Annotated in this window: 17 protein-coding genes; 9 read left to right on the forward strand and 8 right to left on the reverse strand. The window is 62.8% G+C overall.

The genetic code is table 11. From position 1 onward, the window contains the following. The first annotated feature begins 153 nt into the window (after positions 1-153). Entirely contained in the window at positions 154-1,197 is a 1,044-nt protein-coding gene (locus NKJ73_RS25375; protein WP_352449292.1) for an aldo/keto reductase, read from the forward strand. A gap of 113 nt (positions 1,198-1,310) precedes the next feature. Continuing rightward, entirely contained in the window at positions 1,311-1,469 is a 159-nt protein-coding gene (locus tag NKJ73_RS25380; protein ID WP_352449291.1) for a hypothetical protein, read from the forward strand. Between the two features lie 51 nt (positions 1,470-1,520). Here NKJ73_RS25380 and NKJ73_RS25385 read toward each other — a convergent pair whose 3' ends face one another. Continuing rightward, positions 1,521-1,778 carry a DUF982 domain-containing protein gene (locus NKJ73_RS25385; RefSeq protein ID WP_023674477.1) on the reverse strand — a complete coding sequence of 86 codons (258 nt, stop codon included), beginning with the start codon at positions 1,776-1,778 and terminating at the stop codon, positions 1,521-1,523. A 96-nt stretch (positions 1,779-1,874) separates the two neighbouring features. After that, positions 1,875-2,537, reverse strand: coding sequence for a GntR family transcriptional regulator (locus tag NKJ73_RS25390; protein WP_352571474.1), 663 nt, complete (start codon positions 2,535-2,537; stop codon positions 1,875-1,877). A 197-nt stretch (positions 2,538-2,734) separates the two neighbouring features. On the opposite strand from NKJ73_RS25390, the gene NKJ73_RS25395 reads away from it, so the two are divergent. Both NKJ73_RS25395 and NKJ73_RS25400 read left to right on the forward strand, forming a co-directional pair. Further along, on the forward strand, positions 2,735-3,994 hold the full coding sequence (locus NKJ73_RS25395) for a multidrug efflux MFS transporter (protein WP_352571475.1): 1,260 nt from the start codon (positions 2,735-2,737) through the stop codon (positions 3,992-3,994). Between the two features lie 53 nt (positions 3,995-4,047). Beyond that, complete coding sequence (locus NKJ73_RS25400; RefSeq protein WP_023674474.1) at positions 4,048-4,419, forward strand: DUF423 domain-containing protein; 372 nt, start codon at positions 4,048-4,050, stop codon at positions 4,417-4,419. Positions 4,420-4,488: 69 nt separating this feature from the next. On the opposite strand, the gene NKJ73_RS25405 is transcribed toward NKJ73_RS25400, so the two are convergent. Beyond that, entirely contained in the window at positions 4,489-4,632 is a 144-nt protein-coding gene (locus NKJ73_RS25405) for a hypothetical protein (RefSeq protein WP_023674473.1), read from the reverse strand. 371 nt (positions 4,633-5,003) lie between these two features. Here NKJ73_RS25405 and NKJ73_RS25410 point away from each other — a divergent pair, with 371 nt between their 5' ends. Further along, positions 5,004-6,083, forward strand: a complete 1,080-nt coding sequence (locus NKJ73_RS25410; RefSeq protein ID WP_352571476.1) for a LacI family DNA-binding transcriptional regulator — start codon at positions 5,004-5,006, stop codon at positions 6,081-6,083. A gap of 22 nt (positions 6,084-6,105) precedes the next feature. Here NKJ73_RS25410 and NKJ73_RS25415 read toward each other — a convergent pair whose 3' ends face one another. Further along, positions 6,106-7,281, reverse strand: coding sequence for an OpgC family protein (locus NKJ73_RS25415; RefSeq protein WP_023674470.1), 1,176 nt, complete (start codon positions 7,279-7,281; stop codon positions 6,106-6,108). Positions 7,282-7,309: 28 nt separating this feature from the next. On the opposite strand from NKJ73_RS25415, the gene NKJ73_RS25420 reads away from it, so the two are divergent. Next, positions 7,310-8,152, forward strand: a complete 843-nt coding sequence (locus NKJ73_RS25420) for an alpha/beta hydrolase (protein WP_352571504.1) — start codon at positions 7,310-7,312, stop codon at positions 8,150-8,152. Between the two features lie 46 nt (positions 8,153-8,198). Here NKJ73_RS25420 and NKJ73_RS25425 read toward each other — a convergent pair whose 3' ends face one another. The 3 genes from NKJ73_RS25425 to sthA form a co-directional block, all read right to left on the reverse strand. Further along, a complete protein-coding gene (locus NKJ73_RS25425) occupies positions 8,199-8,576 on the reverse strand; it encodes a VOC family protein (RefSeq protein WP_352571477.1) in 378 nt (125 codons plus the stop codon). A 72-nt stretch (positions 8,577-8,648) separates the two neighbouring features. Continuing rightward, positions 8,649-9,857 carry an MFS transporter gene (locus tag NKJ73_RS25430; RefSeq protein ID WP_352571478.1) on the reverse strand — a complete coding sequence of 403 codons (1,209 nt, stop codon included), beginning with the start codon at positions 9,855-9,857 and terminating at the stop codon, positions 8,649-8,651. 149 nt (positions 9,858-10,006) lie between these two features. Further along, positions 10,007-11,395: a Si-specific NAD(P)(+) transhydrogenase gene (sthA, locus tag NKJ73_RS25435; protein ID WP_352571479.1), complete on the reverse strand. Its 1,389-nt coding sequence runs from the start codon at positions 11,393-11,395 to the stop codon at positions 10,007-10,009. 212 nt (positions 11,396-11,607) lie between these two features. Here sthA and NKJ73_RS25440 point away from each other — a divergent pair, with 212 nt between their 5' ends. The 3 genes from NKJ73_RS25440 (at position 11,608) to NKJ73_RS25450 (ending at position 13,999) form a co-directional block, all read left to right on the forward strand. Beyond that, positions 11,608-12,078 carry an RDD family protein gene (locus NKJ73_RS25440; RefSeq protein WP_023674465.1) on the forward strand — a complete coding sequence of 157 codons (471 nt, stop codon included), beginning with the start codon at positions 11,608-11,610 and terminating at the stop codon, positions 12,076-12,078. Positions 12,079-12,216: 138 nt separating this feature from the next. After that, the gene (locus NKJ73_RS25445; RefSeq protein WP_352456566.1) at positions 12,217-12,981 is read left to right on the forward strand and encodes an arginyltransferase; all 765 of its coding nucleotides are present in this window, start codon (positions 12,217-12,219) and stop codon (positions 12,979-12,981) included. Positions 12,982-13,102: 121 nt separating this feature from the next. Further along, on the forward strand, positions 13,103-13,999 hold the full coding sequence (locus NKJ73_RS25450; protein WP_352571480.1) for a DMT family transporter: 897 nt from the start codon (positions 13,103-13,105) through the stop codon (positions 13,997-13,999). Here the strand turns inward: NKJ73_RS25450 and NKJ73_RS25455 are convergent. Continuing rightward, positions 13,987-15,207 (reverse strand): AI-2E family transporter, encoded by a 1,221-nt coding sequence (locus NKJ73_RS25455; RefSeq protein ID WP_352571482.1) that lies wholly within the window; start codon positions 15,205-15,207, stop codon positions 13,987-13,989. The two genes, NKJ73_RS25450 and NKJ73_RS25455, sit on opposite strands and share 13 nt — an antisense overlap. Between the last annotated feature and the right edge of the window lie 32 nt (positions 15,208-15,239).

Here is a 15,239-nt window from a genome sequence, read left to right on the forward strand (position 1 = left end):
CTACTGCGCTGGCTGTGCGTTCAATCCGCAAGATGTGATCGAGCTTGCCCTGCGGGGCGGGCGACAAGCGGAACGAATTATCCTACAAATGCCCGGTTCACTGAGGGGCTGTCGTTTGCAACGCCCTTTCCCGATAAATCGTGAGGATACGACATGGAATACCGCACTCTCGGCCGTTCCGGGCTGAAGGTTTCGACCCTGACCATGGGCACCATGACATTCGGCGGCGGCGGCGCGTTTTCGGCGGTTGGCAAGACCGACCTCGACGAGGCGCGTCGGATGATCGACCTTTGCATCGATGCCGGCGTCAATGTCATCGACACCGCCAACGTCTATTCGAACGGGGTGTCGGAAGAGATCATCGGCGAGGCGCTCGGCGGCAAGCGCAAGGGCGACGTGTTGATCGCCTCCAAGGCGCGCATGCGGATCGGCAAAGGCCCCAATGATGAAGGCCTGTCGCGCTACCATCTGATCCGCGAATGCGAGAGGAGCCTGAAGCGCCTCAGGACCGATGTCATCGACATCTATTTCCTGCACGAGTGGGATGGCCTGACACCGCTTGAGGAAACCATCGCCGCGCTCGACACGCTGGTCGCGCAGGGTAAGGTCCGTTATGTCGGCTGCTCCAATTATTCCGGCTGGCAAGTTATGAAGGGGCTGGGGATCAGCGACCGTCATCACCAGCCACGCTTCGTCACCCAGCAGATCCATTACACGCTGGAAGCGCGCGAGGCCGAGTACGAATTGTTGCCGATCTCGGTCGACCAAGGGCTCGGCGTGCTGGTCTGGAGCCCGCTTGCCGGCGGGTTGCTGTCCGGCAAATACCACCGTGACCAGCCGACCGCCCGCCAGCTCAGCGGCTGGTCGGAACCGCCGATCCGCGACGAGGACCGGCTGTGGCGGATCGTCGACGTGCTGATCGATATCGGCAAGAACCACGGTGTGTCGGCAGCGCAAGTGGCGCTTGCCTGGCTACTCGGCCGGCCCGCTGTCAGTTCGCTGGTGATCGGCGGACGAACCGAAGCGCATTTCAAAGACAATATCGCCGCTGCAAGCCTTGTGCTTGCCGATGAGGAGCGCACACGGCTCGACGTGGTCAGCAGGCCGCCCGTGCTCTATCCCTACTGGCACCAGCAATTCACGGCAAAGGACCGGTTCGGGCCGGCCGATCTCGTCCTCGACCGCGACGGCGCCTGAAAAGCCGGGCTCTCCGGACTGCGCCGAGATATGGAGCCCGATCGTGCCTTGCGGTGTTGTGTTTGCGGTCCAATGCTCCTAGGCAAAGGCCAAGCACAATGAAAGGAAACGATATGGCACGAGCACCGAACTACGGTCAGGAACGCAAGGAACGCGACCGGCAGAAGGCTGCCAAGAAGGCGGAAAAGCAGGCTGCCAAGGTCGCAGCCAAGGAGCGATCGAAGCCCGAGGGCGAGAGCGAGTCCCAAACCAAAACCGAAACGACCGAGTGATGACGCCCGGCCTGTCAGGCGGTCCGGGCCTCGGTCAAATCCCGCTATGCCTCAGGCGGGCGCCTTGTCGCTGACGAAGACGTTCACTTCACGCGCGGCGGCAATAAAGGCCCGTCTTGCGTTCATGGCCGGCTTGTCGCCGGCCAGCGCATCATGACAGGCTTGCAACGCTTCGCGGTGCTTGGGGCTGCGCTTGCCGGGCCAATTGTTGAGGAGGTAGTCGGAAGCCTCGCGGGCCGTACGCAAGAGCTGATTGCTTCCCGCCGCGCCCTTGACGGTCACGGGTGTGTCAAATCGGTTGTTTTCCATCGCTGCTCTTACGCCATCGGCATTTGCGAAGCGAGACCGAAAGTAGCATTCTTCGCTCATCTGCTCTTTTCGTGATCAATGGCAGCCGATCCTCACTCAAGCGACGACGGCAAATCCCCGGGCGCGCAGGCCGCGCCGGTCGTTGCGCAGCGAGGTCACCAGCCGGTCGCGGCTGCCGATGATATGGGCCGAAAGCAGGCGGGCGGCGCTATCGGCATCGCCGGCCCGCACCGCCGACAGAATGGCATGGTGTTCGGCCCAGGCACGGCCGAGCGCTGCCTCGTCGCGAACCTCGAGCCAGCGGGCGCGCGACAGGCGTGTCATCACGTCGCGAACCGCTCTGAACAGGAACTCGTTGCCGGATAGACGCGCCAACTCGATATGAAAATCCCTGCCGACGCGATGCCATTCCTCGCGCGGCGTCTTGTCGTCGCAAGAATCGAGCATCGCCTCGATGATTTCGACGGCACTTCTGTCCTGCAAGGTGCAAGTTAGTCTGAGTGCCGCGACCTCGACCGCCTCGCGATAGACGGCGATCTGCTCGAGTTCAGCAAGATTGATGGGCGAGACCGTCCAGCCGCGGCCGTCGCGGCAGATCAGGCCTTCAGTCTCGAGCCGCAGCAATGCCGCCCTGACCGGCGTGCGCGATGCACCGAAGCGGCTTTCGACCCAGCGCTCCGTCAGCCGCTCGCCGGGACCGATCTCGAGCCCGAGGATCATCTCGCGAAGCTGCTTTTCGACGTTCTGCATCTGCGACATTGGCGTTCCGTTCAGGTCATTTGTTCCGGCAATCGGGTCACTGGCCGGCGTTGGCCGATCACGCCGGCCTTTGTCGATCATGTTTGAGAGGCCCGCATTGACAGCGACGGGGCTTGCGTTCATGACAGATACCAGTTTGGTATCCCAAATTGGTATCCGTAGCAAGTTTCATGCAAGCTGGCCGGACAGGACATGACATGCCGCAAGACGCCGCCCTCGCCATGCAAGGCACGCACAACGTCCACTGGCGCCGCAATCTCGCCGTGTGTTTTGCCGGCTCGTTCAGCACGCTTGTAGCGATGACGCTGCTGTTGCCCTTCCTGCCGCTTTACGTCGAGCAGCTGGGCGCCGAGGGCCATGCGGCGATCGTGCAGTGGTCGGGCATCGCCTACGGCGCCACCTTCCTTGCTGCCGCGCTGGTCGCGCCCCTGTGGGGGCGGCTAGGCGACCGCTACGGCCGCAAACTGATGCTGGTGCGAGCCAGTTTCGGCATGGCGCTGTGTATGTCGCTGACCGGCATGGTGCAGACCGTCTGGCAATTGGTGCTCTTGCGCCTGCTGATCGGCTTTGCCGGCGGCTATTCTTCGGGCTCGACCATCCTGGTTGCCATGCAGACGCCGAAGGATCGCTCCGGCTGGGCGCTGGGCGTGCTGTCGGCCGGAATCACGGCCGGTGCCCTGGTCGGTCCGCTGCTTGGCGGCGCGCTGCCGCCGCTGATTGGCATCCGCGCCACATTCCTGCTCGCCGGCGGCGTCATTTTCCTGGCTTTTCTGGCAACCACCTTGCTGATCAAGGAGGCCCCTCGCCCGGTTGCCGCCAAGGCCGCGTCAGAAGAAAAAGTGAAAGACGGCTGGTCGCAGATTCCCGACAAGCGCCGCGTCGTCGCCATGCTGGCGACCGGCATGCTGTTGAGTTTCGCCACCATGTCGATCGAGCCGATCATCACCGTCTATGTCCAGCAGCTCATCGAAGATCAGAGCCAGGTCACGCTGGTCTCCGGCATCGTCATGTCCGCGGCAGCGCTCGGCGCCATCCTGTCGGCGTCGCGGCTCGGCAAGCTCGCCGACCGTATCGGCCACTGGAACGTCATCGTTGCCGCACTCGCCGTCTCGGCGCTGCTGCTGATCCCGCAGGCCTTCGTTACCCAGGGCTGGCAACTCGTCGGCCTGCGTTTCCTGATGGGCCTGGCGCTTGGCGGTCTTTTGCCCTGCATCACCAGCGTCATCCGCCACAATGTGCCCGACGGGGTCGGCGGCAACGTACTGGGCTTGTCGATCTCGGCGCAATATGTCGGGCAGGTCGCCGGACCGTTGCTCGGCGGCTTCGCCGGCGGCCATTTCGGTATGCGCTCGGTGTTTCTCGGCACATCCATTCTGATGGCGGGCGGAGCGGCCTATAACTGGCTGGTCCAGTCGCGCCGCGAACGCGACATGCTGGCGGAAGCCGGCAAATCCTGACACGGTTCGCGGCACTATCTCAGGCGGTCGCCAGGAATCACGGAGGCGTGGAAATGAGCACGGATGAACACGCGGCAGGCGGCCGCATTCTGGTTCTTGCCGGCGGCCTATGCGGCGCAACCGGCGTGGCGCTTTCGGCGGCGGCGGCACATCTCGGCGGCGCTTTCGTCGGTACGGCCGCATCCTTCCTGCTCTTGCATGCGCCGGTCTTCCTTACCGTCGGGCTGCTCGGTGGCAATAGCATCCTGCGAACCGGAAGCCTCATCCTTCTCGTCGGGCTTCTGCTATTCTCGGGAGATCTTTTGGCCCGCGACTTCCTTGGCTCGCGGCTGTTCCCGATGTCGGCGCCGATCGGCGGCACGTTGCTCATCGGCGGCTGGCTGATGATGGCCGCCTCGGCGCTGGTGCGCCCGCGCCGCCATTGATGCGGCAACCAATGGCGGCCGCTGCTCCTTCGCCAGCCGCCCTCGATCCACGAGCTCTGTCTTGCCAGCTCAGTCTCGCGGACGTTCGGGCCGGACTTGGCCATCGCTGTTGGTCGTCTTGACTACACGCCGCCGCTCCGGCCGTTCGGTGGCCGGCGAGATGCCCCAATAATTGCGATAGATGTCTTCGAACAGATGCTTGATCGGGTGCATGGCTTAATCTCCTCTAGTTTTTTGAATCGATCCAATCAGCGGGCACAAAAATAGGCCACCGATCAGCTCCGCTTGCGTCCTACGAGGAAACCCAGGTCGCGAATCCACGGACCGGTCCTGTCTCGCCGCTTCCGGGCCTCCGCGCTCGAACGGATGCTCCAGTCGTTCCGGTAAATGTCCTCGAACAGATAATTGACGGGGTGCATGGCGCTCTCCTCTTGTATCGATCCAATCTGGGGACGAAAAACGCTCTTGGATCGATTCAAAGAATACGCATCGCACCACAAATGTCAAGCAAAAATTTGAATCGATCCAACGAAGGTGTTAGGTAGTCGGCGATACTGTTGGACCGGAGTCCCGGAGACAAACAAATGGCATCACTCACCGAAGGCAGGAGGCCCATCCGGCTGGCGGACATCGCCAAAGCCGCGGGCGTATCACACGGCACCGCCTCCAATGTCTTCAGCCGTCCCGAAATCGTGCGTGAGGAAGTCCGCGAGCGCGTCAAGGCGGCGGCCGAGGCGCTGGGCTACGCCGGCCCCGATCCAAAGGGCCGCCTGCTGCGCGCCGGCAAGGTCAATGCGATCGGCGTCGCCACAACCGAGCCGCTGTCCTATTTCTTCGACGACCCCTTTGCGCGCGTGATGATGGCCGGCATCTCGGAGGCATGCGACGCCACCGGCGCGGGAATAGCCCTCGTGTCGGCCGGCAACGAGGAAAAACTTGCCTGGAATATCCAGAGCGCCCTGGTCGACGGCTTCATCCTGTTCTGCATCGAGGGCGGTCCGCGCCTCGTCGAGCTGACGCGCGAACGCAAGCTCCCCTTCGTCGCGCTCGAGCTCGGCTCGCAGGACGCCACGGTCTCCGCGATCGGCGTCGACAATGTTGCCGGCGGCCGGCTCGCGGCGCGCCATCTGGCGGAACTTGGACATCGCCGCTTCGCCGTGCTGTCGCTGGCCTTCGCCGACGACAGCACCGGACTTGTCTCGCCCGAGCAGGTCCGGACCGCAGTCTATACAGGAACCCGTGACCGCCTCCTCGGCTATCTCGAAGAGCTTTCCCGGTTCGGCGTCGATACCGCCAAGGTGCCGGTCTACGAGACTGAAAACGATGAGGCCAGCACAAAGGCCGGCCTCGAAACCCTCTTCGCCTCGGCGGAACCGCCGACCGCCATCCTGGCGATGTCGGACCGGGTCGCGATGGAAGCATTGGAATGGCTCAGCGCGCGGGGCATCGCGGTTCCTCGCGATGTTTCCGTCGTCGGCTTCGACGGCGTGCCTGAAGCCGCAATTTGCGAGCCTCCGCTCACCACCATCGCCCAGCCGATCGCCGAGATCGGCCGCCGGGCAGCGCGAAGAATCCTCGACTTCGACGGCACGGTGCGGCGAGAAACGCTCGGCGTCGAACTTGTCGTCAGGGCGTCGTCCCGGCCGCCGCCAGGCACAGGTTGACTGGGCAGATCGGCTCCAAATCTTATCGATTGGCCGCCATCGGACCGATGCCAAAGGATGGACGGACCGGCGGCGCCTCGTTGCGGACCGGCTTGCCCTTGCCGGACCAGCCGATAGCGGACAGCCATTCCAGATAGAAGGCGAGCGCGAACTGCATGGCGATGCCGGCGGCGAGCAGCAGACTGTCATAGGCAAAGCCGCCCGGGTTGACCAGCTTCATCACCTGCGCCGCCATGGCAATCACCGTGCCGGCAATGAAAACCGGCAGCGAGCGTTTGCCCAATATGGCGAGCGGATTGTCGCGGCCGGTGCGGAACAGGTTCGAGACGAAAGGCAAGGCGACGACTAGGTAGCTCATCGCCAGGATGTGCAGCAGCCGCGGCAACGACAGGAACGTCTTGTCGAAACCGGTCAGCACCACCGGCAGGTCGAGCCACGACACATGCCCCCACAGCGGGCTGTGCACCCAGACGAGCGCCGTCAGCACATAGGCGGCGGCCGCGCCGACCAGCCAGCGATTGACAGGGATGGTGCCGCCGCGCCGCACATGCAACACGCTGGCCATGCCGATATTGAACAGCAATTGCCATGACAGCGGATTGAGGAACCAGAAGCCGGGCTCCGGGTAGTTCGGCGGCGCGATCTGGTAGATTCCGGCAATCAGCCAAAGGGCTGCGGATACTGCGAGCGCCGCCAGTGGCCGGTAGCTGATGAACAGCAGGAAGACCGGAGCCATCAACAGCAGCGCCGCATAGACCGGCAGTATGTTGTTGTAACCGAGCTGATGGCCGAGCGTGACGATGCCGACCAGGACTTGTGGCGGGTTCCTGACGAGCGGCTCGATGTTGATCAGCGTCAGAAGATCCGGCCGTTTCGCAAACACCGCCGCCGCGCAGAAGATAGCCATGACCACCATCGTCGTGACGATGTGGGTGACATAGAGCACACCGGCGCGGCGCCACATTTTCAGTGTTGCAATCAGCCGGTTTCCCGGCTGGAACTTAGTGCCGTAGGCGAGAGCGACGGACATGCCGGAGATCAGCACGAAGGCCTCGGCCGCATCCGAAAACCCGAAATTCTTGTAGGTCAGGGTTTCGAAAACGGTGCCAGGCACGTGGTCGACGAATATGGTCAGGAGGGCGAGAGCCCGGAACACATCAATACGCGTATCGCGTTCCGGCGAAACTGGCATGGTCATCGATAAAAGGCCTTAAAGCTGGTTGTTCATGCCCGGCATGCGATCCCTCGGGCGACCACCCGGCGCACACTGCTTCGATCCCCCGCGGGGATTATATCGGCAAAGAAACGGACTGAAATGCGCCCGGTTCAATCAACTTTCGCGGAGCTTGAAAATATTCCGTTTTGAAGCCGGCAAATTAACGAAAGTAACGCGGAATCAAAAGGATGTGACTATGGCCGAGCAAAGCCTCGAAGACGGTATTTTGCAGGAGAATTCAGGCTTTTTCTACCGGCTCCATCGATCCGCCAATTTACCCGGTGACTGGCTGTTCCTGTTGCATGGATCGGGTGTCGACGAGACGACCTTGCTGCCGCTTGGTCGGCAAATCGCGCCGCATGCGGCGCTGGTTACGGTCCGTGGCCGCATCCCTCAGGAGGACGGTTTCCGCTGGTTCACGCGAATCACCCCGACGCGATTCGAGCAGGCAAGTATCCGCGCGGAGGCAGATGCGTTTGCAAGCTTCGTCGCCGGCGTCGCGAAGCGCCACAGCCTCGATCTCCGCCGCGCGACCTTTCTCGGCTATTCGAACGGCGCCAATCTGGTTTCAAGCGTCATGCCGCTGCATCCGGGCCTCATCGAGCGCGCTGCATTGCTGCGCCCCATGCCGGTGCTCGACGAGGTGCCGCCGGCCGACCTGTCGAAGGCGCGGGCTCTGATCGTCGCCGGCGCCGCCGACCTGACCTACGCGCCTTTCGCCCCCGTGTTGGCCGCTCTACTGAGCTCGCATGGCGCCAAGGTCGAGACCCACACCATTGCCTCCGGCCATGAAATCGGCGACGCGGATGCTGAAATCGTCAGGCAGTGGCTGGCGGGGTCAGGCAACCGCTGAACGAGCGGATTGAGCGCACGCACAACGCGGGCCCGACCATCGAATGTCAGTGTGCGGCGGGCTGGAATAGCTCGATCGCATTGCCGGACGGGTCTTCGAGCAGGGTCTGCGAGCCGCCGACGCCGTTGATGATATCGTTGCGGAAGGCGAGCCCGGCGCCCTTCAGGCGCGCAACCTCTTGCTTCAGATCCGGCACCACCAGCACGATGCGGTTCCACCCTCCCGGCACCGGCCGGCGGCCATCCGGCATCGCCCGTGCGCCCGAGCTCTCCGGCCCGCTCAGCAGAAGCCGCAGATCGCCGCGCGTGACCGAGCAGAAAGCCGGCCGCGCATCCCGTTCAATGGCAAAGCCCAGATGCTTCACGTAGAAATCGATGGAAGCGGCGACATCGTCGACAATATAGCGAACACTGACGGGCGTCATGACCGGGGACCTTTCAGTTTGAGTAGAACGTTTTATTAAAGGCTGCTCATCATCGGCAACGCCCCGGCAGCACTACGACGCCGCCGACACACTATGACCGTCGGTTCGCCAGGGGATCAGGGCAAGCAGACCAGCACTGCCGACCACGGCGAAGACAGCGCCGTAGATGAACACCGCCTCATGGCTTACACGATCCCAGAGCTGTCCGGCGACAACGCTTGCCGCGAGTTCCAGCAGGCCGACCGTGGTGCTGTACCAGCCGATGCCGCTGGCACGCAGCTCTTGCGGCACGAAGTCCGAGGCGAATGCCTTGCCGACTGAGCGGAAGATGCCTTGATAGAACCCGTAGAAGGCAAAAAGCAGCCCGATCAGATAGATGTTCCGGGTCAAGACGAAGCCGAGATAGGCGATCAGGAAGATGACGAAGGACGACAGTAACACGCCCTTGCGGCCGAAGCGATCCGATAGAAAGCCGGCCGGGTAGGAAATCAGCGCCGCAACGAGATTGAAGCCTGCATAGATAAGAATGGTTGCCTCCAAAGAGGCACCGATATCCTGTGTTTGCAGAATCAGAAACGCATTGCTCGAATTGCCGATGCCGAAGAGAGCTGTCACCAAGAGATAGGTCCAATAGGCTTTGGGAAACTGCCGCAGATTGATGTCGATCTTGGCCTTTGCGGCTACGGCCAGTGGCTGCTCGTGCACCAACACCACCATGAGGAAGGCGAGGAGACCGGGAATGAGCGCGAGATAGAAGATCCAGCGGATATCGACTTTGAGGGCGATGAGAAGCAGCACCGCGAGCAGTGGTCCCAGAAACGCTCCCAGATTGTCGCCAATGCCTTCTAGGCCGAATGCTTTGCCTCGGTGCTCGTCGGCCACGGACGAAGCAAGGAGCGCGTCGCGCGGAGCGGACCGGAAACCTGCACCGAGCCGATCCACAAACCGCGCGCCCAGGACCATCGGCCACACCGTGGCCACGCCGATCAGCGGTTTGGCGATAGAGGCCAGAAAATAGCCAATGAGGGCTATCGGTTTCCGCTTCTGAAGCCTGTCCGAGAGCCAGCCCGAAAAACCTTGCACGATGTTCTGCGTCGCCTGGGCGATTCCGTCGACCAGACCGACGACGCTCCCGCTTGCGTGCAGAGTCTGGGTTAGGAAGATCGGCAGGATCGGATAAAGCATCTCTGTCGAAATGTCGGCAAACAGGCTCGCCAGCGCCAGAAGCACCGTGTTTCGGGAAATCCAGGCGAAGGTTTTCCTTGGCGCTGCCCCAGTCATTGCTTTGCCCTGTTCGGCAATCCGTTTGGCTGAAACGCAACGGCCACCATGTCGGTTGCAATGCGCCACTGCTGAGTGTCCTGCCCCCATCCCGAAGGTCCGCGCAGCAAAACCGATGCCCACGCGGTCCTTCGATTCGGGATCATGGTCTACCCTCGCCCCATTCGGTTCCAGGCGTCCAGCCCGGCGATCTTGTAGGCTTCGGCCAGCGTCGGATAGTTGAAGGTGTTGTTGACGAAGAAGTCGACGGTGCCGCCGAGATTGATGACCGCCTGGCCAATGTGGATGAGTTCGGTCGCGCCCTCGCCGACAATATGGGCGCCGAGCAGACGGCGTGTTTCGATCGAGAACAGAAGCTTCAGGAAGCCGGTGTTGACGCCCATGATGTGGCCGCGCGATGTCTCGCGGAACCGCGCCACGCCGACCTCGTAGGCGGCACCACTCTCACGCACCTGCTCCTCGGATTGCCCGACCGTGGAGATTTCCGGCACGGCGTAGATGCCATAGGGAAAGGTTTCGGGCGGCGGCGGCAAGGGCACGCCGAAGGCATGGCAGGCGGCCACCCTGCCCTGCTCCATCGAGGTCGAGGCCAGGCTCGGAAAGCCGATAACATCGCCGGCGGCATAGATGTTGGACGCGCTGGTCTGGAAGGTCTGCGGATCGACCTTGATGCGGCCTCTGGAATCGGACTCGATGCCGACCGTTTCCAAGCCCAGGCTGCCGACATTGCCGGTACGCCCTGCGGCGTAAAGCACGATCTCGGACCGTATGGTGCGGCCGTCGGCCAGCGTCACCTCGGCATAGTCGGGTTTGGAGGCGATCTCCTTGACGGCACTGCCCAATCGGATGGTCATGCCGCGGTCGCGCATCTGATGGATGAAGTCGTCGACGATCTCGCGGTCGACAAAATCCAACATCGTATTGCGCGGCTCGACCAGCGTCACCGGCACGTCGAGCGCCGAAAAGATCGTCGCATACTCGACACCGATAACACCGGCGCCGATCACCGTCAGCGTGCGCGGCAGGCGATCGAGCTCCAGCATCTCATCACTGTCGAAAATCCGTGTTTTGTCGAACGGCACGTCGTGCGGCCGGTGCGGCCGGGTGCCGACCGCGATCAGCGCATGGGAGAAGCCAGCCTCGCTGTAGTCGCCGGTGTCGGTGGTCAGGCTGACCTTGTTGGCGCCGAGGAATTTTGCCGCGGCGCGCGCGCTCTTGACCGTGTTGCGCATGAACTGATGCTGCAGCACCTCGACCTCATGGTCGAGCGTCTTGTGCAGGCGCTCGACCAGATCGCCGACCGAAATGTCCTGCTTGACGCGGTAGCCGCGTCCATAAAAGCCGCGCTCACGCCAGCCGGAGAGGTTGAGCACCGTCTCGCGCAACGTCTTCGACGGTATGGTGCCGGTATGCACCGACACGCCGCCGAGACGCCGGCCTCTGTCGACCACCAGCACCGACTTGCCGAGCTTGGCCGACTGCACCGCGGCGCGGCGCCCGGATGGGCCGCTGCCGATGACCAGCATGTCGTAGTCCATGTCGCCCCGTCCCCTCGGCTCGGCGCGCTTTGTTGCGCCGCAGCAAACTAACGCTATCCGCGCCGTGAATTCAACAAGTCAGACGGCCCCAGGCACTCCGTCACCATCTACACGGCGGCGAAAGGCTCGATCTTGATTCCGCCGCGAACCTTCACCATTTCACCAAGAAGCGGCCCCGTGCATTAACCCGGGTTCGATTACGAGGAAATGACATGAACGCTCGCGTTCTCGACGGCGAAATCATCACCAGCAGGCTCGAAGATGTCCGCGCCTATGAGGGCGTGCGCACGCGGCGCATTCTCGCCTTTGTCATCGATTATTTCATCGTCGCGCTGCTCACCATTCCATTCGCGATCCTGGTGTTCCTGTTCGGGCTGTTGACGCTCGGCCTCGGCTGGATGCTGTTTTCCATTCTCGTGCCGGCCGTCGCCATCCTCTACATCTGGAACACGCTCGGCAGTAAAGACCAGGCCACCACCGGCATGAAGATGATGGGCATCCGGCTCGACCGGCTCGACGGCAGCCGCATCGACGGGCTGACCGCCGTCGTGCATTCGGTGCTGTTTTGGGCCGGCAATGTCATCCTTTCGCCGCTGGTCCTGCTGGTGAGCCTGTTTTCCGACCGCAAGCGCACGCTGCACGACCTGCTGCTCGGCACCGTCGTCAGCCGCAGCGGCCGCTGAGCAGACTTTTGAAGCGCGGCCGCAGCCTTTGCGCACAAATGTGAAGACGTCCAATCAACCAGGCTTTCACAATCCTGTTGAATTTTTCGGCGTCCGCGCCAAAGGTAGAGCGATTCGCAGGAGTGTTTCCAAGGCTCGATGACGCAGCACCCGACCCAGTCGCCGCAGTTCTTTCTGACCGCGCCCTCGCCATGTCCCTATCTCGAGGGCCAGTTCGAGCGCAAGGTGTTCACACACCTGGTCGGCGACAAGGCCCCCGAGATGAACGATCTGTTGACGCAGGGCGGTTTCAGGCGGTCGCAGAACATCGCCTACAGGCCGGCCTGCGAGACCTGCCGCGCCTGTGTGTCGGTGCGCATCCTGGCGCAGGAATTCACCGCCAGCCGCAACTTGAAACGGGTCATACAGCATAATTCGGATCTGGTCGGCGCCATGCACGACGCCGAACCCTCCACCGAACAGTATTCGCTGTTCCGCAGCTATCTCGACGCCCGCCACCGCCGTGGCGGCATGTCAGACATGACCGTGCTCGACTACGCCATGATGGTCGAGGATACCCATGTCGACACCAAGGTCATCGAATACCGTCGCCGCGGACCTGACAGCTTCATCACCGGCAAGGGCCAGGGCGAGCTGATCGCCGTGGCGCTCACAGACAAGATGGCCGATGGCCTGTCGATGGTCTATTCCTACTTCAACCCGGACTTCGAGGACCGTTCGCTCGGCACCTTCATGATCCTCGACCACATCGCCCGCGCCAGGGCGATGGGCCTGCCCCATGTCTACCTGGGTTACTGGGTCAACGGCTCGCGCAAGATGAATTATAAGATGCGCTTCCAGCCGCAGGAGCATCTCGGCCCGAAAGGCTGGGAACGCTACAATCACGAAGCGGTTTCGCGCTGATCTTCGCTTTCGGTATTCACTCTTAAATTGTTTCGAGGAGGATGCCGCTGGGCTTCCGGCCGATCGGCTGGAAAACCGGGCGGTCAATTTTGCGCCTCCAAGCCTACGCGAGAATTGCCGCATGTCTTCCCACAACGACCACCAGAGAGGCCTTCTGATCACCGCCATCGGCGGGCTGACGCTGACCGTCGACATTCCGCTGATCCGGCTCGCCGACGGCGAGGCGTGGACGATCCTGCTGTTGCGCACCGGCACGACCTTCGTCGCCACGCTTATCATCTGGGCCGCCTGGCGCTCGCTGAGCGCAAAGGCACCGCAGCTTGTGCCGGGCTGGTCAGGGCTCATCGTTGCCGGCCTCTACGGGCTCGGCTCGATCGCCTTCATCACCGGCGTCTACAACACTTCGACCGCCAATCTCGTTTTCATCCTGGCCTTCACCACCATGTTCGCGGCCGTTTTGTCGTGGCTGTTCCTGAAGGAGAGGCCACGGCCGCTGACGCTCGCAGCGCTGGCATTGATGATCGCCGGCGTCGTGATCATCGTCGGCGATTCCGTCGGAACCGGGCATCTCTTCGGCGACCTGATGGCGCTATGCTCGGCTTTCATGATCGCCGCGGCCATCACCATCTCGCGCGCCAGCGGCAAGGATATGGGCTTCACCGCGCTGATCGGAGTCGTCCTGCCGCTGGCCGTCGGCGCCGTGATGGTTTCCAAGGTGGGTTTTCACGTCAACGCACCCTGGTGGATCATCTTCAACGGCGCCGTCATCATGCCGATCTCGTTCTTCTGCCTCGCCAACGGCCCGAAATACATCTCCGGGCCGGAGGTGGCGATGTTCTACCTGCTTGAAACCGTGCTGGCGCCGGTCTGGGTGTGGATGATCTTCGCCGAAACACCGTCGCGCAACAGCCTGATCGGCGGCGCGATCCTAATCATGACCTTGATCGGCCATTCGCTCTGGCAGTTGCACGAGGGGCGCAAGCGCCGCGCCACCTTCGCCGTCAGTCACCCGGCCTGATTCTTTTTCGCGGCGGCGCGTCCGGCGACAATTTCGATCTGCGGCGGTGCGTCATCGTGCTCCGCCGGTTCGGCGGCAGCGAGCTCATCGGTCAGTTCCACTTCGCGCAGCCATTCGCGCCAGATTGCGACCAGCAGCGCCATCAGCACCGGGCCGATGAACAGGCCGAGAAAGCCCATCGTCTTGACGCCGCCAATCAGGCCGAAAAAGGTTGGCAGGAAGGGAAGCTTTATCGGCCCGCCGACCAGCTTCGGGCGCAATGTCTTGTCGACGATGAAGAGTTCGACCGCGCCCCAGATGAACAGTGCCAGCCCGGCCATCGGCGAGCCGCTGGCCGCGAGATAGATCGACACCAGCGTGAAGGACAGCGGTGCGCCGCCGGGGATCAGCGCCATGATGCCGGTCAGCGCGCCGAGCGTCACCGGCGACGGCACGCCGGCCAACCAGTAAGCGATACCCAGCACCAGCCCTTCGCCGATGGCGATAACGGTCATGCCGGTCACCGTCGAGGAGATTGTCGCAGGCACCACGCGTGAGATCCGTTCCCATCTGGCCGGCAGGATGCGTTCGCCGAGGCGATCGACCTGTCCGGCGAAATGCTCGCCGTCGCGATAGGCGAAGAACAGCGCGATCATCATGAATAGCAGCGTCAGCAAAAGGCCGAAGGCGCTGCCGCCGGCGGCAAGCACGCCGCGATAGATGCTGCCGATATTGGCGCCACTGATCAGCTGGATCAGTTCGCCGATACCGCCGGGGTGGCCAACGTTGACCGTCCATTGTTCATTGAGCCATTCGCCCACCACGGGCATGGTGGCGATCCAGTGCGGCGTCGGCGCACCGTAGCGGTTGGTCTCTATCGCCCAGTTGACCCACTCGCGCACCTCATTGATGGCGTAGGTGCCGGCAAGCGCGATCGGCACCACCAGGAAAGTCAGGATGAACAAGATCGCAAGCGTCGCAGCGATGGTGCGGTTGCCGCCGACGCCGGCGAGCAGCCGCCGATAGAGCGGCCAGCTGGCGAAGGCGATAACCAGGGCGGCAAGAACCGGGAACAGGAAGCCGTGGAAGAAATAAACGCCGGCGGCAACGATCAGCACCAGGAGCCAGCGCGCCGCCGACAGCGGCGGAATGACAGCGGCCCTGAGCGGCATCGACAGGCCAAACAGACGCTGCTGCCGCTCCGGCTTCTGGATCCTGACTTCCTTCAAGCGGCTACCTCTCCCTGGCCCATCGTATCGCT

It is taken from the genome of Mesorhizobium sp. M0074, from assembly GCF_040322975.1.
Taxonomy (GTDB): Bacteria; Pseudomonadota; Alphaproteobacteria; order Rhizobiales; family Rhizobiaceae; genus Mesorhizobium.

Excerpts from the sequence above, each read along its gene's own strand:
- sthA (WP_352571479.1), bottom strand. The coding sequence starts at position 11,395 with ATGGACTACGACATGCTGGTCATCGGCAGCGGCCCATCCGGGCGCCGC.
- NKJ73_RS25430 (WP_352571478.1), bottom strand. The coding sequence starts at position 9,857 with ATGACTGGGGCAGCGCCAAGGAAAACCTTCGCCTGGATTTCCCGAAAC.
- NKJ73_RS25390 (WP_352571474.1), bottom strand. The coding sequence starts at position 2,537 with ATGTCGCAGATGCAGAACGTCGAAAAGCAGCTTCGCGAGATGATCCTC.
- NKJ73_RS25380 (WP_352449291.1), top strand. The coding sequence starts at position 1,311 with ATGGCACGAGCACCGAACTACGGTCAGGAACGCAAGGAACGCGACCGG.
- NKJ73_RS25445 (WP_352456566.1), top strand. The coding sequence starts at position 12,217 with ATGACGCAGCACCCGACCCAGTCGCCGCAGTTCTTTCTGACCGCGCCC.
- NKJ73_RS25405 (WP_023674473.1), bottom strand. The coding sequence starts at position 4,632 with ATGCACCCGATCAAGCATCTGTTCGAAGACATCTATCGCAATTATTGG.
- NKJ73_RS25395 (WP_352571475.1), top strand. The coding sequence starts at position 2,735 with ATGCCGCAAGACGCCGCCCTCGCCATGCAAGGCACGCACAACGTCCAC.
- NKJ73_RS25420 (WP_352571504.1), top strand. The coding sequence starts at position 7,310 with ATGCCCGGCATGCGATCCCTCGGGCGACCACCCGGCGCACACTGCTTC.
- NKJ73_RS25410 (WP_352571476.1), top strand. The coding sequence starts at position 5,004 with ATGGCATCACTCACCGAAGGCAGGAGGCCCATCCGGCTGGCGGACATC.
- NKJ73_RS25375 (WP_352449292.1), top strand. The coding sequence starts at position 154 with ATGGAATACCGCACTCTCGGCCGTTCCGGGCTGAAGGTTTCGACCCTG.
- NKJ73_RS25415 (WP_023674470.1), bottom strand. The coding sequence starts at position 7,281 with ATGACCATGCCAGTTTCGCCGGAACGCGATACGCGTATTGATGTGTTC.
- NKJ73_RS25400 (WP_023674474.1), top strand. The coding sequence starts at position 4,048 with ATGAGCACGGATGAACACGCGGCAGGCGGCCGCATTCTGGTTCTTGCC.
- NKJ73_RS25425 (WP_352571477.1), bottom strand. The coding sequence starts at position 8,576 with ATGACGCCCGTCAGTGTTCGCTATATTGTCGACGATGTCGCCGCTTCC.
- NKJ73_RS25385 (WP_023674477.1), bottom strand. The coding sequence starts at position 1,778 with ATGGAAAACAACCGATTTGACACACCCGTGACCGTCAAGGGCGCGGCG.
- NKJ73_RS25440 (WP_023674465.1), top strand. The coding sequence starts at position 11,608 with ATGAACGCTCGCGTTCTCGACGGCGAAATCATCACCAGCAGGCTCGAA.
- NKJ73_RS25450 (WP_352571480.1), top strand. The coding sequence starts at position 13,103 with ATGTCTTCCCACAACGACCACCAGAGAGGCCTTCTGATCACCGCCATC.